This window comes from Rhizobium sp. Root1203 (genome assembly GCF_001424945.1).
In the GTDB taxonomy this organism is placed as follows: domain Bacteria; phylum Pseudomonadota; class Alphaproteobacteria; order Rhizobiales; family Rhizobiaceae; genus Rhizobium.
Window position 1 is genome coordinate 19,161 of record NZ_LMCW01000034.1, and the last position, 16,594, is coordinate 35,754.

The 16,594-nt window shown below is 61.7% G+C and carries 15 protein-coding genes; 7 read left to right on the top strand and 8 right to left on the bottom strand.

The annotated features are described in order from the left end of the window. Positions 1 to 150 precede the first annotated feature (150 nt). Positions 151 to 1,440, bottom strand: a complete 1,290-nt coding sequence (locus ASC97_RS24440; RefSeq protein WP_057470929.1) for an ABC transporter substrate-binding protein — start codon at positions 1,438 to 1,440, stop codon at positions 151 to 153. A gap of 141 nt (positions 1,441 to 1,581) precedes the next feature. Here ASC97_RS24440 and ASC97_RS24445 point away from each other — a divergent pair, with 141 nt between their 5' ends. From ASC97_RS24445 to ASC97_RS34775, 4 genes are all read left to right on the top strand, one after another. Then, positions 1,582 to 2,628: a LacI family DNA-binding transcriptional regulator gene (locus tag ASC97_RS24445; RefSeq protein ID WP_057470930.1), complete on the top strand. Its 1,047-nt coding sequence runs from the start codon at positions 1,582 to 1,584 to the stop codon at positions 2,626 to 2,628. After that, positions 2,618 to 4,474, top strand: coding sequence for a DUF2264 domain-containing protein (locus ASC97_RS24450; RefSeq protein WP_057470931.1), 1,857 nt, complete (start codon positions 2,618 to 2,620; stop codon positions 4,472 to 4,474). The genes ASC97_RS24445 and ASC97_RS24450 overlap by 11 nt, the downstream gene beginning before the upstream one ends. Continuing rightward, positions 4,471 to 5,481, top strand: coding sequence for a hydroxyacid dehydrogenase (locus ASC97_RS24455; RefSeq protein ID WP_057470932.1), 1,011 nt, complete (start codon positions 4,471 to 4,473; stop codon positions 5,479 to 5,481). The genes ASC97_RS24450 and ASC97_RS24455 overlap by 4 nt, the downstream gene beginning before the upstream one ends. 71 nt (positions 5,482 to 5,552) lie before the next feature. Further along, positions 5,553 to 5,717, top strand: coding sequence for a hypothetical protein (locus tag ASC97_RS34775; RefSeq protein ID WP_200959541.1), 165 nt, complete (start codon positions 5,553 to 5,555; stop codon positions 5,715 to 5,717). Between the two features lie 62 nt (positions 5,718 to 5,779). Here the strand turns inward: ASC97_RS34775 and ASC97_RS24460 are convergent, their stop codons facing one another. The 7 genes from ASC97_RS24460 to ASC97_RS24490 form a co-directional block, all read right to left on the bottom strand. Further along, on the bottom strand, positions 5,780 to 6,514 hold the full coding sequence (locus ASC97_RS24460) for an ATP-binding cassette domain-containing protein (RefSeq protein WP_057470933.1): 735 nt from the start codon (positions 6,512 to 6,514) through the stop codon (positions 5,780 to 5,782). Positions 6,515 to 6,525: 11 nt separating this feature from the next. Further along, positions 6,526 to 7,725, bottom strand: a complete 1,200-nt coding sequence (locus ASC97_RS24465) for an alanine racemase (protein WP_057470934.1) — start codon at positions 7,723 to 7,725, stop codon at positions 6,526 to 6,528. A 14-nt stretch (positions 7,726 to 7,739) separates the two neighbouring features. After that, positions 7,740 to 8,717, bottom strand: a complete 978-nt coding sequence (locus ASC97_RS24470) for an ABC transporter permease (RefSeq protein WP_057470935.1) — start codon at positions 8,715 to 8,717, stop codon at positions 7,740 to 7,742. 62 nt (positions 8,718 to 8,779) lie between these two features. After that, entirely contained in the window at positions 8,780 to 9,844 is a 1,065-nt protein-coding gene (locus tag ASC97_RS24475; protein WP_057470936.1) for a substrate-binding domain-containing protein, read from the bottom strand. Positions 9,845 to 9,923: 79 nt separating this feature from the next. Next, positions 9,924 to 10,985, bottom strand: coding sequence for a substrate-binding domain-containing protein (locus ASC97_RS24480; protein WP_057471127.1), 1,062 nt, complete (start codon positions 10,983 to 10,985; stop codon positions 9,924 to 9,926). A 39-nt stretch (positions 10,986 to 11,024) separates the two neighbouring features. Next, the gene (locus tag ASC97_RS24485) at positions 11,025 to 12,284 is read right to left on the bottom strand and encodes a M20 family metallopeptidase (RefSeq protein WP_057470937.1); all 1,260 of its coding nucleotides are present in this window, start codon (positions 12,282 to 12,284) and stop codon (positions 11,025 to 11,027) included. Beyond that, positions 12,281 to 13,495 (bottom strand): ROK family transcriptional regulator, encoded by a 1,215-nt coding sequence (locus ASC97_RS24490; RefSeq protein WP_057470938.1) that lies wholly within the window; start codon positions 13,493 to 13,495, stop codon positions 12,281 to 12,283. The genes ASC97_RS24485 and ASC97_RS24490 overlap by 4 nt, the downstream gene beginning before the upstream one ends. 161 nt (positions 13,496 to 13,656) lie before the next feature. Between ASC97_RS24490 and ASC97_RS24495 the strand changes: the two genes are divergently transcribed. The 3 genes from ASC97_RS24495 (at position 13,657) to ASC97_RS24505 (ending at position 16,569) form a co-directional block, all read left to right on the top strand. After that, positions 13,657 to 14,457: a class I SAM-dependent methyltransferase gene (locus tag ASC97_RS24495; RefSeq protein ID WP_057470939.1), complete on the top strand. Its 801-nt coding sequence runs from the start codon at positions 13,657 to 13,659 to the stop codon at positions 14,455 to 14,457. Positions 14,458 to 14,635: 178 nt separating this feature from the next. Further along, positions 14,636 to 14,839, top strand: a complete 204-nt coding sequence (locus tag ASC97_RS24500) for a cold-shock protein (RefSeq protein WP_037058066.1) — start codon at positions 14,636 to 14,638, stop codon at positions 14,837 to 14,839. 401 nt (positions 14,840 to 15,240) lie between these two features. Further along, positions 15,241 to 16,569, top strand: coding sequence for a DUF882 domain-containing protein (locus tag ASC97_RS24505; RefSeq protein WP_244481582.1), 1,329 nt, complete (start codon positions 15,241 to 15,243; stop codon positions 16,567 to 16,569). Positions 16,570 to 16,594: the final 25 nt, after the last annotated feature.

A 16,594-nucleotide genomic window follows, 5' to 3' on the forward strand; every position in this document is an offset into this window, starting at 1 on the left:
GCGAATTCGGCGGCCGGGGCAACTCGCTTCCCCGGCCCTTGTGTCGAGAGTTTTCCCGTTCGGCATGGAGCGCTCTTGCCGAACCGGGGTGTCGGCGGTGCGAGCCCGCAGCACGCGCGCTCCTTGCCGTTCAGCAACGTGCAGCGAACGTCAGCTGCGGATCGTGGCCTTGCCTTCCTGAACGAGGCGCGCGGCGGCCTCAGCAGGTGTCGTCTGCTCGAAGGCCAGTTCGTCGGCAATCGGGCGGAACAAACGCTGGTCGAACTCCGTCGATCCCAATGGCGCAGGAGCGGGATAGTCCCCAACCTGATCCTTCAGAAGGTTGACGTATTGGACCGTTGCCTGCTCCGTCGGGTTGAGGTTCGGCAATATGGCCTCGCGCACCGCCGGCGACATCGGAACGCCGCGCTCCACCCCAAGGATCTTGCCGGCCTCCGGATCATTGACGAAGAAGTTGATGAATTTTGCGGCCGCCTCGCCGTTCTTCGTCGTCGCGCCAACGCTCCAGATCAGTGCGGGGCGATAATAATGGCCCGAGGGGCCGCCCTTCTTCTCGCGTGGTAGCATGGTGATGGCCAGCTTGTCTTTGGAGATCAGCTGGTAGCCGACGAGCTGATTGGAATAGGCCATGCCCATTGCCGACTTGCCGAGCGCGAGAGCATTGGTGTCGATGGTGTTCTGGTCCAGCGTCTGGACGTCGGCAGCCACGGTCCCGCCCTTCTTGCGCAGTTCCTCCCAGAAGCTGTACCACTCCTTGGCATCCTCGACGTCGAAGCCGAGCGTGCCGTTGTTGTAGAGGCTCTTTCCACGCTGGCGCAGCCAGGCATCGAACACATAGGTGTAGCGGGCGCCGTAAGGGCCGCCCCAGTAATTGTCCTTGCCACCTGCCTTCGTCAGTTCGACGGCCAGCTTGGCATATTCGTCCCAGGTCAGGTCAGGCGTTGGCAAGGGAAGACCGGCCTTCTCGAAGGCCGTCTGATCGAAGAACAGCGCAAAGGAATTGAGGCCGAGGCCAATCCCGTAAAGCTTTTCGTCAACCGTCGTCAGCTTCAGCATGTCCTTGCCGAAAGCATCGACCTTCAGGGTCGACGGCACAAATTCATCGAGCGGCAGGCAGGCGCCCCGCTTGGAGTAATCGGAGATCGTTCCGGGCTCGAGCTGGAAGACGTCGGCGATCGCGCGACCCGCCATCTGCGTCGCCAGCTTCGTCCAGTACCCGTCACCGCTGAGGGATTCGCCGACGATCGTCACGCCTGGCGTCTTGCCCTGATAGAGCTTGGCCACGTCGAGCGTGCGCTTTGCGCGGTCGTTCGAGCCCCACCACATGGCGCGGAGCTGGGCGTCATCGGCCAAGGCCGGCATGCTGCTTGCGGCGCCGAATGCAAGGCCGCTTGCTACGCCGGCCGAACCCATCAGAAATGAACGTCGATTGATCTGCATGATGATCCTCCTTTTTACATGCCCTTTGCGTCCTCCAACGTCTTTCGGGCATTTTCACGTATCAGACTACGCAAAAAATTCCCGTTTGCAACAGAATATCTTTTTCTTGCAAATTTGCATTGTTTTGCATAACGTTGCGCTATGAACGAAATTAAATCAAAGCGTCCTCGCCAAGCCGACATCGCTGCCACCGCAGGCGTCTCCGTAGCAACCGTATCGCGGGTCCTTGCCAATGAGCCAGGCATCAGCGGGAGCGTAAGGGAGCATATTCTGCGTGTTGCTGCCGAGCATGGCTATCAGGCGAAGGCAACATCCGAAGCCGTCCTCGGCGGGCTTGCGCTGATCGCCAGCGACGGCATGACAGGCGGCCTTAGCGTCTTTTATGAAGCGATCGTCGACGGCTTGCGCACGGGTGCATTGGAACGAGCTATGCCCTTCGAAGTCAGGCTGGTTCGGGAGGATCGCGCAACGCCTGACGTCATTCGCGACTATATGACGACAGCCAAGGCAGAAGGACTGTTTCTGGTCGGCATCGATCCGAATCCAGCGTTGCGGCAATGGATCGAGGCAGAGAGAATTCCCGTCGTCCTCGTGAACGGCACCGATCCGCAGCTTCGCCTTGATGGCGTTTCGCCGGCGAATTTCTTCGGGGCCTTCCAGGCGGCCGATCGATTGCTCGCCGCTGGGCATCGCAGGATCCTGCATTTCACCGGCTCGCATCGCCACACCATTCGCGAACGCGTCAGGGGCTTCGACGCGGCAATCGACGCCGTGGAGGGTGCCGAGAGCAGGATCGTTTCGATGAGCTTCAACGGGAGTGCCAGCCGGGAGGCGCATGAGCTGGCGGCCGCCATCCTCGCCCAGAATGCGGGCTTTACCGCTGCCTTTTGCATGAACGACTTCGTTGCGGTCGGTGTGCTCGAGGCAGTTACCGAGGCGGGGCTTCGAGTACCCGAAGACTTCGCAATCGTCGGCTTCGACGATTTGCCTTGTGCGCTGATGACAGATCCGCCGCTATCCACCATGCGCGTCGATCGCGCCGCGCTTGGCCGCGAGGCGATCGGACTGATGCTTGCCCGTTTCCGGGACCGGGCGGCACCTGTCCGCCATGTATGCCATGCGGTCGTCCCCGTCGCCGGGGGTACCGTGCCCATGCCGAAACCGATGAGTGATACCGATGACCTATGATCCGGCCAGCGCCAATCCGCTAGCAGGCAATCCGCTGGAAACGCGCGAGGACATGAGCCGCGCCCTCCTCGACCTCTTCGATCCGCTGCTTGCCTATTTCTCCGACGGCAATGCCCGCGTTCGGCTGGACGGTGCCGGCGCCCATTTCGATCGCGCGGCCGCCGACCTGGAAGGTTTTGCCCGTCCTCTCTGGGGGCTTGCGCCGTTGGGTGCAGGAAAGGGCGATTTTGCCCACTGGCACCGCTTTGCAGAGGGCCTCGCCAACGGAACCGATCCCGATCACCCGGAATATTGGGGCACCGTTTACGGCCGTGACCAGCGCATGGTCGAACTGGCGGCGCTCGGCTTTGCACTCGCGCTTGTTCCGGACAAGATCTGGGAGCCGCTTGGCGACAGGGCGCGCGCCAATGTCGTGGCCTACCTCAAGCATGCGCGGCAGTTCGACTATGCCGACAACAACTGGAAATTTTTCCGCATCTTCGTTGATATCGCGCTTGATCGTGTCGGCGCCGAGTTCGACCGCAGCCTGACGAAACAGTATCTCGAGGAGCTTGAGGGATTCTATGTCGGCGATGGCTGGTATCGCGACGGGAATGTCCGCCGCGTCGACCACTACATTCCCTTCGCTATGCATTTCTACGGGCTGATCTACTCCAAGCTCATCGATGATGACTACGCCAAGCGCTATCGGGAGCGCGCCGTCCTGTTCGCCAAGGACTTCCGCAACTGGTTCGCGCCGGATGGTGCCACGATTCCGTTCGGTCGCAGCCTGACCTATCGGTTCGCCTGCGCGGGGTTCTGGTCGGCGCTCGCCTTTGCCGATCTGGAGGCGCTCCCCTGGGGAGAGGTCAAGCATCTTTGCCTCCAGCATCTGCGCTGGTGGAGGGATAAGCCGATCACCAGCCGGGACGGTATCCTGTCGATCGGCTTCGGCTATCCGAACCTGCTGATGTCGGAGAGCTATAATTCCGCGGGTTCGCCCTATTGGGCATTCAAGGCCTTCCTGCCGCTGGCTATTGCAGAGGATCATCCGTTCTGGACGGTCGAGGAAAAGGCGCCGGCCACGGCCGACGAGGTCGCACCGCAGCGTCATCCCGGCATGGTTTTGATGCGAGCCGGAGGCGATGTCGTGGCGCTCTCGTCTGGACAGGAGAACCTACAGATGCGGTTTGGCACGGAGAAATACGCCAAATTCGCCTATTCGGCCCGATATGGCTTCAGCGTCGAAGCCGATGAGCGGAGTTTCGCGGGCGGGGCTTTCGATTCCGCGCTCGCCTTCAGCGATGACGGATTGCATTATCGCGTACGCGAGACGAACACGGAAGCGCAGCTCGCGGGCGATATCCTCTATTCGAAGTGGTCGCCTTTCAAGGACGTGTCGGTGGAGACGTGGCTCGTTCCCGCCGCGCCGTGGCACGTCCGCGTGCACCGGATAAAGTCGACGCGTGCCCTGCAGACCGCCGAAGGCGGCTTCGCGATCGCCAAGCGCGATTTCGACCTCGATACGCTCGTTGCTGAGCAGGGCAGCGCTCATGTGACCGGGGAAGCAGATTTCTCCGGCATTGCCGATCTTGGCTCCAGCGTGACACGCATGGGTCTGGCGCAAAAGGCGTTGCCGAACACCAACATGATCGTTGCAAAGACCCTGGTGCCGCAGTTGCGCGGCGAGATCCCTGCGGGCGAAACAGTCCTGGTCACGGCCGTGCTTGCACTCGACGATCCGGCAGCCGCTTCCGGCGCCTGGACGAAGCGCCCGGCAGCACCGGATATCGCAGCACTTGAAGCCAGGGTAGTCAAGGAAGGCAGCACCGTCAGCGCGATAAAAGCGCCGGGGCAGATGCCATGAGCCGTCCGGGCATAGTGCTTGCCATGCAGCCTGACCGCACCGAGCACGTCCTGCCGGATCGCCTGCTTGATCGTCTGGACACGCTCGGCCGATTGCTGGACCGCGAACCCTTGCAGACCTTTGACGACAAGCGCGCCAGGCGGCTCCTGCCGGAAACGGACATCCTGATCACCGGCTGGGGGGCTCCCTATGTCGGTCGGGACGTGCTGTCGGCCGCCGCAAGTCTGAAGATCGTTGCCCATGCAGCGGGAACGGTGAAAGGCATTGTCGGCGACGAGGTGTTCGAGGCGGGCATCGCTGTCAGCCATGCGGCGGAAGCCAATTCCGTGCCGGTTGCCGAGTTTGCGCTGGCGGCCATACTTTTTGCCGGCAAACAGGTCTTCCGCTTTCGCGATTACTACTCGGCAGATCGCAATCGAGACCGTACCTACGCGATGCAGCGGCTTGCGATCGGCAACTACGGCAGGACCGTCGGCATCGTCGGCGCTTCCCGTATCGGTCGCCGCGTCATCGAGCTGCTGAAGCCCTTCGATTTCAAGGTTCTGCTCTTCGACCCCACCCTCGGCGTTGCGGACTGCGCGGCGATCGGCGCGGAGAAAGTCGATCTCGATACGCTCATGCGCAGCGCGGACATCGTATCGCTGCACGCGCCGTCCCTTCCCTCGACACGCCATATGATAGATGCCCAAAAACTTTCACTGATGAAGGACGGAGCGACGCTCATCAACACCGCGCGGGGCGCCATCGTCGACGAGGCAGCACTTCTCTCGACACTGTCGACGGGCCGGATCGATGCGATCATCGATGTGACCGATCCGGAGATACCGGACCCGCCATCTGCCTTCTACGATCTCCCGAACGTCTTCCTGACCCCGCATATCGCGGGCGCCGTGGGGCTCGAGCGCACGCGGCTGGGAGAAATGGCGATTGACGAAATCGAGCGCTTCTTGAAGGGCGAGCCGCTCAGGTACGGTATAACATTGACGGATCTTGCAAGAATGGCTTGATCCTAAACCGGCGTTCTGCTTTTCGTTGAAGCCGGTGCTGCTATGGGTGACGGAGCAGCCAAGGAGCGAGCATGAAGCAAGACCCACAGGCGAACGGCAACGTCGTCAAGTTCCGCAAACGCAAGCCACAGAAGACACCCCGACCGGGCTTGCGCAAATTTCTGACAGCCATGTGCGTCGTCATGGCGTTGGTTGCAGTGTGGGCTTACTTTGCCTCGGTTGGAAAACCTCTCTAGGACCACGCGTTGCCAAAGCAGACACGACCAACAATCGCGGCCGTGTCCCTTTCACGCCCTGGCTACACGCCCGTAATCATCGAGACGATCTCGTTCTTGTCGGTCTCCGACGTCTTGCGGATACCGATCTGCTTGCCTCGGCGCAGGACGCAGATGCGATCGGAGAGCTTGAAGACCTGGTCGAGACTGTGGCTGATGATCAGCACGCCGATATTGCGTGACTTCAGCGACTGTACGATTGCCTCGACCTTCGCCGTTTCGGCAACGCCAAGCGCCGCTGTCGGCTCGTCGAGCAGAATCAGCTTGCTCGCCCATCGGGTCGCGCGGGCAATCGCCACGCCCTGGCGCTGGCCGCCGGAGAGATCGCGGATGGTCGCAAACGGTGATGGAATTCGCACATCCAGCTCATCGACAAGTTTCTGGGTCTCCGAGATCATGGTCTTGCGATCGAGAAGCCCGAACGAATTTGTGAGTTCCCGACCGAGAAACATGTTCATGTAGACGGTCTGCTGGTCGGCCAGCGCCAAGTCCTGATAGACGACCTCGATGCCGTGGGAACGCGCCATCGTGGCGCTCGACATCGAAACCGTTTCACCCTCGATGGTGATCGAGCCGGAGGACGGCGCGTAAACGCCGGATACGATCTTGATGAGCGTCGACTTGCCGGCGCCGTTATCGCCGACAAGCGCGACAATCTCGCCCGGATAGATATCGAGCGAAAAATTTTCGATCGCAACGACGGCGTCGAAATGCTTGCGGATGTCCGTGAGCTGCAGGACGGGTGTGGAGGCGGTCATTTGCTGTACTCCTATACCGGCCAGGATTCGGGTTCGCCGAAGCTATTCTCGATGGTTTCAACCTTGGGCATCCCCTTGGAAATGCCGGAAACGCCGACCACGTAGGCGCGGGTTACGAACGCCTGTCCGCGGAAGCCGAAAACGGCCGTATCGCCCGGCTTCGGCGCCTTCGGCCCCGAAGCGTCGATCATCGCGTAATAATCGATGGCGGACGGAGGCGGGATTTCGACGCTGCGCAATGCCGTGGCGGCGACTGTCGGCTCGCCGGAAACGATCGCTTGCACATCATAGTCCGGGAAGATCGGATCGATATAGAAACCGCCGCCCAAGCAATAGGCCTTGCCGCCCGAGAGATGGGAGACTTCGGTGAGGTAGCATACCGCGGGCAGTTCCGGCAGGTCGTCCACGGCATGGAGCGCCGTCGTCCCGTGCAGGCCATTGCCCGGCTCGCACTGCGAGGCGCCGGCCTCGGCTAGTGCCGGCAACATCACGGCAGAGGTCGTTCCCGGCGCATTGATCTCGATCCCGTTGCGCCCGGATTTCGCCAACGCTTCGGCTGCCTTGGCGAGCGTCGTCAGGTTATGCGTCGGCAGCACCTTGCGGGTTGCATGATCGAAGAGCAACGCCGGGAAGGTGGTGATGCCGGCAAAGCGGCCACCCTTCAATCGGTCGAAGGCATCGGCGACAGCGGCAACGTCATCGGCGTCGAAGCCGCCTTCATGGCCGCGATAGAAGGTGTCGCCCTCGGCGCGTATGCGTGCCAGCAAGTTCTGGACATAGCCTGCGGCGGCGGCTCCGGCAGCTGCCTCGCCAGCCTTGGTTTCGTTGAAAACGGTCCAGAAGTCCGGCTGAAAGGCAGCGGCGGCGGCATTGGCCTCGTGTCGCGCAACCTGCTGGAGATGACCGAGATGGCCGACCTTGAGCCCCGCCCTGTGGGTCGCACGGGCGCAGGCCATGTCAACGGCGACCGAGCGGTCGATGCCGCCGCGCATCACGGCCTTGCTGAATGAACTTGCGCGGCCAACCTGTTTGGTCATCGCAAAAATCTTCATGCCGAGCCGTTCTGCCTCCGTCTTCAGCAGGCGGGCATTGGCCTCGACCGTATCAAGATCGAGCACATAGGCATTCGCCGGGATCTTGCCTTCGCGATGCAGCGCAATGGCAGCTTCGATGAATTTGGGATTGCGGCGACGGAGCACATCGAGAAACATAGGGAACCCTTTCTTCAGCGCAGCTTTTCGCGCAGCGAGACGGCGACAGCGGCAAGAATGATGAGACCGCGCACGATCATCTGGTCGGAAACGGAAAGCCCCATCAGGATGAGGCCATTGTTCAGCATGCCCATCATCAGCGAGCCCACCAGCGCACCCACGATCGAGCCCTTGCCGCCGTTGAGCATCGTCCCGCCGACGATGACGGCCGCAATGACCGTCATCAGGTCGGTTTCGCCAAGCGTATACTTCGCCGCCTGCAGGCGACCGGCATAGAGCAACCCGGCCAGCCCGGCGAGTGCGCCGCTCAGGACCAGTACCGTCAGCCGGATGCGCGGCACCTTGATGCCGGAAACGCTGGCCGCCCGGCCGTTATCCCCCGTTGCGAGCACGTGCGCGCCGAACCGGGTCTCACGATAGATGACGTGGCCAACAGCGATCGCCGCAACAGTCCACCAGACCAGCGAGGGGACGCCGAAGAGCGAACCGGAACCGAAGAAGCCGGTAAAGACGCTGTCGGTGACGGGGATGGACCGCAGATTGGTGAGGGAACGGGCGACGCCGGCAAAGAGCCCCATCGTCGCAAGCGTCACCAGGAAGGAGGGCAGCCTGACATAGGCGACGAGCACGCCGTTGATCAGGCCTATGGCAATACCCGCGCCGAGACCCGCAGCAATGCCCGTCATCATGCCGTAGTCGGCCATGACGACTGCGGCGCATAAGGCCGAGACTGCGACCGCAGAACCGATCGACAGATCGATTTCGCCGGCGGAAAGCACAAAGACGAGGCCGATCGCCATGATGGTCACCGGGGCTGTCTGGAGCACTATGTTGGAAAGATTGCGCACCGTCAGGAAGCCGCTGTCTTTCAATACGATAGCAAAAAAGAGAAAGATCGCGAGAAAGCCGAAATAGACGACGTATTGCTGCAGGTTGATGCGCTTGGCGAAGCTCCTTCTCGGCTGGAGGGCGTTCGATTGAGCAGTGGACATTGCGTTTCCTCCGAAGTGCGGGAATTTGAAGCGGGAGGGCTCCCTGCCCACCCGCAGGCAGATCACTTCATCGCATCAGCGATGCTGGCAGGGACGTCCCTGTTCAGCGACGTTTTCCAGCCCTCCTTGACCGTATCCTTGGTCACAGCCAGGGAATCGACGACGAGGAAGGGTGCGGCGCTTTTGCCGACCAGGGAGCCGGCCGCGGCACGGGCGACAGTGACGCCGATATTGTAGGCTTCGTCGGCAACGAGGGCGCTGACATTTCCGCCCTTGACCATATCGAGGGCCGCCGGCTCGTTCAGATCGAGCGTGACGATCTTCGTATGGCTGTTTCCGGCCGAGCGCAGTGTCGACAGGACGCTCAGCGCCGGCTCCGCCCAGGTGACGTAAATGCCGTCGAGGTCCGGGTTCTGGGTGACCATGGCTTGGGCGATTTCCTCGGCGCGGGCCGGATCAGCCATGCCGGCCTCCGCCGTGATCTTCATATTGGGATAATCCTGCTCGATCGTCGACTTGAAGGCGCCGTCGCGCTGGTTGGTCACGTAGAAATCGGCATCGTGGAAGATGTAGCCGACCTTGCCCTTCTTGCCGAGTGCCTCGGCCATTGCGACGCCCGCTTTGTGGCCCATCTGGTAGAGGTCGTCGGAGACGATCGTCACGTAGTCCTTGCCCTGCACATAGCCCTGCGGAGAATTGTCGACGAAAGCGAGCTTGACGCCGGCTTTGAGGGCCGGTTCATAGACCGAAGCCGCTGTGGCCGGATCGACCGGCAGAGACAGGATGATCGACGGCTTCTTTGCAAGAACCGTCTCGACGTCGGCCTTCTGTCGCGCGCCGTCGAAGCCTGCATCCGTCTGTGCGATCACCGTCACGCCGATGCGCTTGAACTCGTCCTGCGCGCCGCTGTTGACGGCGTTGGTATATTCGCTCATCTCGTGCCAGACGAGGGCTGCGGTGAACTTGCCGTCCTTGATCTTCTGTTCTTCGTCAGAGGTCAGCACCACGCTCGAGGCCGGTGTTGGCTTTTCGCCGTGCGGACCGCTGGTGGCGCCCTCGGCGGCGAAGGCATGGGTGGTAAAGAATGTCGCGGCCAGCAGCGCCGGCACCGTCAGAAATCTGGGCATCACATTGCTCCTGAGACTGTGTTTGCAAACGGTTGGCAGCGACCGCTGCCAACCGTTGCGCATGACGTATGCCTGCCGATCACTTGGCAGCGTCGAGGATCGACTTCGGCGCGTCGCGATTGAGGGAGTCCTTCCAGCCCGTCGAGACATTGTCCTTGGTGACGGTCAGTGCCGGAGCGACGATGAAGGCAGGGGTTTCCTGGCCAAGCAGCGACTTCATGCCTGTCGCGGCCATCACGCGGCCGAGTTCATATGCCTTGTCGGCGACGAGCGCCGTGACGTTGCCGCCCTTGACCATATCGAGGCCGACAGGTTCGGAAAGGTCGAGCGTGACGACCTTCGTCTTGCTGTTGCCGGCTGAGCGAAGGGCAGCGAGCACGCCTTCGGCCGGTTCTGCCCAAGTGACGTAGATACCGTCCAGATCCGGGTTCTGCAGCAGCATGGCACTGGCCAGTTCCTCGGCACGGGCCGGGTCCGAGATGCCTTGTTCGGCAACAATCTTGATGCCGGGATAGTCCTTCTCGATCGTCGTCTTGAAAGCCTGGTCGCGCTGGTTGGTCACGTAGTAGGTGGCATCATGGAAGATGTAGCCGACGTTGCCCTTGCCACCGATCGACTTGGCGAGCGCATCGGCTGCCTGCTTGCCCATCTGGAACAGGTCGTCCGTGACGATCGCGGCATACTCGGTGCCATGCTTGTAGCCAGTCGGCAGGTTGGAAAGGAAAACGAGTTTCGTGCCGTCCTTGACTGCCTGGCGGAAGGCTTCTGCCGACGTCGTCGGGTCGAGCGGCAATGAGAGAACGACATTCGGCTTGGCGGCGAGCGCCGTTTCGATATCGCTGCGCTGGCGGGCGGCGTCAAAGCCGGCATCCGTCTGCACCACGACATCGACGCCGGCCTTGGCGAACTCATCCTTTGCGCCGGCCGAAACGGCATTGGTGAAATCCGACGATGTGTGCCAGAGAAGCGCAGCCTTGTAACCCTTGCCCTTCAGTGCTGCCAGGTCGGCATCGGATAGCTTGACTTCGGCGCTCGGTACCGCCGTCTCGCCCTGGGGGCCCACAGTCTGCGCGTGCGCGGGGGCGGCAGTCATTACAACGCCGGCCAGCAAGGCGGCATTCAACAGTTTTTTCATCAGCATCGTCATGTTCCCTTTTTCCATTATTGATGGTTCGGCAGTCTATTCCTCGACGCCGCAATAGCGCGCCATGAAGGTGGCGAAAGCCACGATCCCGGCGAAATATTCCTCGACGTCGACATGCTCCTCGAAGGTGTGGCAGTTGCGGATATCCCCGGGCGCGCAGTAGACGGCGGGCACCCCCAGTCGATTGACGAAGAAGGGCGATTCCGACCAGAAGGGCGCGCCCCTGATCTCGCCGCGGCCGATGAACGCTTCCGATACGGCTCCCGCGAGCAGCGATACTTCAGGCAGGTCCGACCGGATCTCTGCCGCCGAACCGCCGAGCGTGTGGTCGCGGCCGGCAGGATAGGAAATCTCGATGGCGATCTCGGGATCTGCGACTGCGCCTCGAATGACCGTCTCAAGGGCTGCGGCGGCCTCATCCAGAGATTCGCCAGGCAGAAGCTTTCGGATCAAGGAAAGGCTGCATTCTTCCGGCACGGCGATGAAGCCGCCGCCGGCAAGTCCCGTAATCAACAGGAAGCCTCGTCCGACCAAATCATGGTTGGCGCGCGCCGAGATCTCGTCGGAATGCTTCCAGAGCGCCGACATGACCGCATGGCTTGCCTTCAGCGCATCCTTGCCGAGCTCCGGCACGCCGAAATAGGCGGATTTCCCGGTGATCTTGATGTCGGCGATGAAAAAACCGATCTGTGCCGTGTAGACCGCAAGCTGGGTGGGCTCGACATAAACAGTAAAATCCGGCTTGGCGACGTCGCCCGCTTCGATCAGCGCTGTATAGGCCTTGATGCCGGCGGAGACGCCGGTATCGGGTTGGCCGCTTTCCTCGTCGCCAACGAAGGCAAAGGCGACATCGCCCTTCAGTCTGATGCCCGCCCGGTCCAGAAGCGTCAGAGCGGCGAGCGAGCTGCAGATGCCGGCCTTCAGATCGCCTGAACCGCGACCCCAGATCTGTCCGTCGATGACGGCGCCGCCGAAGGGATCCTCTCGCTCGGTGCCGGCCCAGTGCTCGCGCCAGCCATCGACATGAACTGTATCGGTGTGGCCGATGAAGAGCAGCCGCGGACCGCCGCCGGTTCCCTTGCGCTCACCCCAGATGTTGGGACGACCGGGGCGGAAATCGGCGAGCACGACATTCTCGACAGCGCGCGACGCCATTTCATCCTTCAGCATCGCGACGAAGTTGGCTTCGTTTCCCGTGATGCTCTCCCGGGCAATCGCGCCTCTGAGCAACTCAAGGGCATCGTCGCGATCAAGCGTTTCGGCAAGCCGTATTGCGAACGTATTGGAAACCGTCATCGTCCTGCCTCCTTCAAGGCGATCATCTCGGCGGGCGGCAGAGACATGCGGCTATCAGGCGTATCGGCGCCGAAAAGCGCGTTGTGGAGATGCTCCAGACCGATCGCAGCCGCGCCGATGATGGCGGCACGCGCGCCGAGCACGCTTGCCTCGATCTCAACAGGATAGGGAAAGCACATCGGCAGGAAGGTCTTGATGCGCTCGATCAGCTCCGGCCGCAGTCCGATGGAGCCGCCCATAATGACCTTTTGAGGATTGGCGATCGCCGCGATGGCACCGATGCCGCGCGCGAGGTACTTGGCTGTTTCATCGAGCACGGCCATCGCATGCCGCTCACCTGCAACGGCACGTTCAAAGATGGCAGGAACTGTCGCATCGTGACCGGAAAGGGCTCTGTAGCGCTCCATGATACCGATCGAAGCGACCACCCGCTCGAAGGCGCCGGAGCGCAGGGATTCCGGATCGTAAGGATCGGCACCGAAGGGCAGGAAGCCAAGTTCGCCCGCCGCATTCGTCGCGCCTCGAACGAGCTGGCCGCCGACCATCAGGCCGCCGCCGATACCTGTGCCGACAGCGATATAGGCAAGATTGTCGATGCCCTGTCCCTGGCCAAGCCAGTTCTCGCCGAGCACGGCGAGATTGACGTCGTTTTCCAGCATGACGTCGACGCCGAAAGTCTTTTCGAAAGCGGCGACGACATCCATCTTGTCGAACCCGGCAATGTTCGGCGCGAGATAGACCGCGCCGGTCTTCTCGCTCGGTGCCCCCGGCACGCCGATCACAGCCATCCGGATGCGCTCGCGCGGAATGTCGAGATGGCTGGCTGCCTGCCAGCAGAGGGCCACGATCTGGTCGATGACAAACTGGCCGCCGCGCTGGTCTGTCGGCACCACCTCTTCGGCATAGACCTGAAATGCGAGGTCGGCGATCGCCACTCGGATCTTCGTGCCGCCGAGATCGACGGTGGCGATATAGGCGGCATCCGGGATGAGTTCGTAGGTAACAGCGGTGCGGCCGACATGGCCGCTGGTGCGCCCGGTTTCCTGCACCCAGCCGTTGATTTCGAGCTGCCGGACGATCTCGGAGATCGTTTGCTTCGAAAGTCCCGTCTGCTTGGCGATGGATGCCCGCGAGATCGGGCCGTTTTGAACGATAGCCTCCATTACGTCGCGCTGCGAGAATTTTCGGGAGATGCGAAGGGGTTCGCTCACGTTCACCTCATTAATTCGTTCTGTCACCGAACTATTATTCAGAGTTGCCGCATTGTCAATCCGAAATTATGAATTGAACCGCGATCCGGTGATCCAGTGACGGCATTCGCTTGGCAACACTCGTGCGAAGGGCTAACTTGCGCTGGTGCATGGAGGCGTCGATGACATCAACCTTCACCATCCACGATGCGGGCGGCTATGAGCAGCTTATGGGCCGTTGGAGCCAAAAACTCGCGCCTCTGTTCATTGACTTCACAGGACTTTCCGACGGCGAAAGGATTCTTGACGTTGGCTGCGGCACGGGGAGCCTGACCTTCGCACTTGCGGCGGCCGCAGATCTGAGCGAGATCGCGGCAATCGACTACTCTCCCGTTTTTGTCGACGAGACCGTCAGGCGCAATACCGACCCGCGCATAAAAGTCCGGCAGGCCGATGCCTGCGCCCTGCCTTTCGACGACGGCGCGTTCGACCGTGCACTGGCGCTGCTCGTGCTGCACTTCGTGCCGGGGGCCGAGAAGGCAATCGCCGAGATGTGCCGCGTCGTGCGGCCGGGTGGCGTGGTCGCCGCAGCCGTTTGGGATCACCTCGGCGGCATGCCCGCGATGCGCATGATGGTTGATACCGTCGCGGCGCTCAGCGACAGTGGCCGGCAGCTGCGTGCCCGCTACTGCTTCCAGCCGATGATGCAACCCGGTGAAATGAGACGGAGTTTTCTCGACCACAATCTCGCCGATGTCTCCGAAACGGAACTGATGGTGCGGATGGACTACCGGAACTTCAATGATTTCTGGGCGCCGATCGCCGCGGGCGAAGGCCCCCTCGGAAAATTTATGGAGACCCTCGACGCCAGCGAGCGTGCACGGACGGACGCCGCAGTACGTGACGCCTACGAAGCCGGGAGACCCGATGGGCCACGGTCTTTCGTGAACGTTGCCTGGGCCTGCCGCGGCGTCGTCCCCTGACGAACAAATTGTCCCTGCCATTCCGGCCGGCGATCTCCTTCAGCTTGACGCTGCCGGCGAAATGGCCACCTGATATCGCTGATCCACTATCCCAAGCCACGTACATGTTGCAGACGACGCTATCGAGCTATAGGTATTGCGTCGCGGCACTTTGCCGCGCAAGCAACGAGGATGAGTTATGGCCACTGGTACCGTTAAGTTTTTCAACGACGACAAGGGATTCGGCTTCATTACGCCTGAAAATGGTGGCGCTGACGTGTTCGTGCACGTGTCCGCGTTGCAGGGCGCAAGTTCGCTCCGGGACGGGCAACGCGTAAGCTACGACCTCGGCCAGGATCGCAAGACAGGGAAGTCGAAGGCTGAAAACGTCAGCGTGCTTTGATCGGGCAACTGCCTGATCCTGGGGGTCAGCCGCGAACCTGAACCGGTCGTTGGTGTCGGAAGGGCAAAAATCCTTCCCCCCTCACAGCAAAAACCGCATTGCACGGTAGCATTGCTATGTCTGGTCACCTGGCGCGGTATCGGAGCCCTGCCCGCATGCCTCGCTCGTCCGAGCAAAATGCATGACGAAGTCGCCCTGTCATCCCGTCCAGATGCCGATCAGAGGACCTTTACTGGTGCAGGCGACTGTATTGTCTGTTCCAACTCGGGACTTTGGTTCGAATTTCCGGCAGCCATAAACGGTCCGTTAGGGATCTGTTGACCATAATCGGGACCATGCGACGTCGCCGATACGACGGTCCTGATTTCCGCTGCCCTTCATCAATGACGAGAACCGTGTTCGTGCACCAAGCCATCGTTTCCATTCCGACGACCACGTTGGCGTTGCTCTTTTCGTTCGTCGCCCACCGAACGGTGCTGGTTGTCCTGTTGATGTTTGCCGCCATGACGGGAGCTGCGCAGGCAGCGGCCGACGACCGGGCGCTCAAGCTCTTCTTTACCCACACGGGCGAAAGAGCCACTATCGTCTACAAGCGGAATGGCAAATTCGACCCCAAGGGTCTTATGCAGATCAACCGCTTCCTGCGCGATTGGCGAAAGAACGAGCCCACCAGGATCGATCCGCGGTTGCTCGATCTCGTCTGGGAAGTGTACCGCCGCAGCGGCGCGAACGAGCCTATTCACGTTGTGTCTGCCTATCGCTCTCCGTCGACCAACAATATGTTGCGAAACCGTTCGCGCAGTACCGGTGTCGCGAAGAAAAGCCAGCACATGCTTGGAAAGGCGATGGACTTCTACATACCCGGCGTGAAACTCGCGACGCTGCGGGGGCTTGCAATGCAGATGCAGGTAGGCGGCGTCGGCTACTATCCGACGTCCGGATCGCCGTTTGTCCACCTGGATGTCGGCAACGTTCGCGCATGGCCCCGAATGTCGCGGCAGGAGCTGGCGCGGCTGTTTCCGGGTGGCCGGACACTCCACCTCCCGGCCGATGGCCGGCCGCTACCGGGCTATGAGGTGGCAGTGGCGGATCAGAAGAAACGCGTGCGCCCCTTGGCCATCCAGAGCGCTCGCACTGACGATGACGACGATGCCGGGTCGGGCGCCATCGCGCCCGACGAGGTGACGGGCAGCCTCGTCGCTGCTCTTCTGCCGATCCCTCGAAGCCGGGCCGAGAACGGACTGGCGCGACAGCTCGGTCGACAGGCCGACGAAAACAACGACGATCGCCCCGTACCCGCAATCGTCTCGATGAGGGTCCCACGTCCGACATTGCGGCCGGAGAGAAGCGACGGATCCGTTGCGTCCACTCCGAGCGACGTCGCTCCTGTCGTATTTGCCAGCATTGTCGTGGGCAGGAGCATGGCCGGCGAGCTGCACGTGACCGACCGGGCGAAGAACTCGATAACCAATCGGATTGCGACGATGCAGCCTGTGCCCTCCGTGCCCGGCGCCGCGTTGCGGCAGCTGTCAGCTGGCGTCGGCGCCATCTCCACCAGGGCGCTTGTCGCATGGTCGCTGCAACCGCCTGGCATCGCGATCGACATGACGGCGCCCAGCCTTCCCGGCGTCCACCGCCCTGAAGAGCATGCTGAAAGCGAAGACGACGACAGCGTTGTCAAACTTTCCGAAGACAGGTTCAACGACGAAAGGTTCGGCATCGAAGGTTGAGGCGTATGGCAGCAGCTGTTTTGAG

Bases quoted from the DNA above. Each gene is read 5' to 3' on its own strand.
- ASC97_RS24445 (WP_057470930.1), top strand. From the start codon at position 1,582: ATGAACGAAATTAAATCAAAGCGTCCTCGCCAAGCCGACATCGCTGCC.
- ASC97_RS24460 (WP_057470933.1), bottom strand. From the start codon at position 6,514: ATGACCGCCTCCACACCCGTCCTGCAGCTCACGGACATCCGCAAGCAT.
- ASC97_RS24495 (WP_057470939.1), top strand. From the start codon at position 13,657: ATGACATCAACCTTCACCATCCACGATGCGGGCGGCTATGAGCAGCTT.
- ASC97_RS24465 (WP_057470934.1), bottom strand. From the start codon at position 7,725: ATGTTTCTCGATGTGCTCCGTCGCCGCAATCCCAAATTCATCGAAGCT.
- ASC97_RS24500 (WP_037058066.1), top strand. From the start codon at position 14,636: ATGGCCACTGGTACCGTTAAGTTTTTCAACGACGACAAGGGATTCGGC.
- ASC97_RS24455 (WP_057470932.1), top strand. From the start codon at position 4,471: ATGAGCCGTCCGGGCATAGTGCTTGCCATGCAGCCTGACCGCACCGAG.
- ASC97_RS24470 (WP_057470935.1), bottom strand. From the start codon at position 8,717: ATGTCCACTGCTCAATCGAACGCCCTCCAGCCGAGAAGGAGCTTCGCC.
- ASC97_RS24450 (WP_057470931.1), top strand. From the start codon at position 2,618: ATGACCTATGATCCGGCCAGCGCCAATCCGCTAGCAGGCAATCCGCTG.
- ASC97_RS34775 (WP_200959541.1), top strand. From the start codon at position 5,553: ATGAAGCAAGACCCACAGGCGAACGGCAACGTCGTCAAGTTCCGCAAA.
- ASC97_RS24440 (WP_057470929.1), bottom strand. From the start codon at position 1,440: ATGCAGATCAATCGACGTTCATTTCTGATGGGTTCGGCCGGCGTAGCA.
- ASC97_RS24480 (WP_057471127.1), bottom strand. From the start codon at position 10,985: ATGCTGATGAAAAAACTGTTGAATGCCGCCTTGCTGGCCGGCGTTGTA.
- ASC97_RS24485 (WP_057470937.1), bottom strand. From the start codon at position 12,284: ATGACGGTTTCCAATACGTTCGCAATACGGCTTGCCGAAACGCTTGAT.
- ASC97_RS24475 (WP_057470936.1), bottom strand. From the start codon at position 9,844: ATGCCCAGATTTCTGACGGTGCCGGCGCTGCTGGCCGCGACATTCTTT.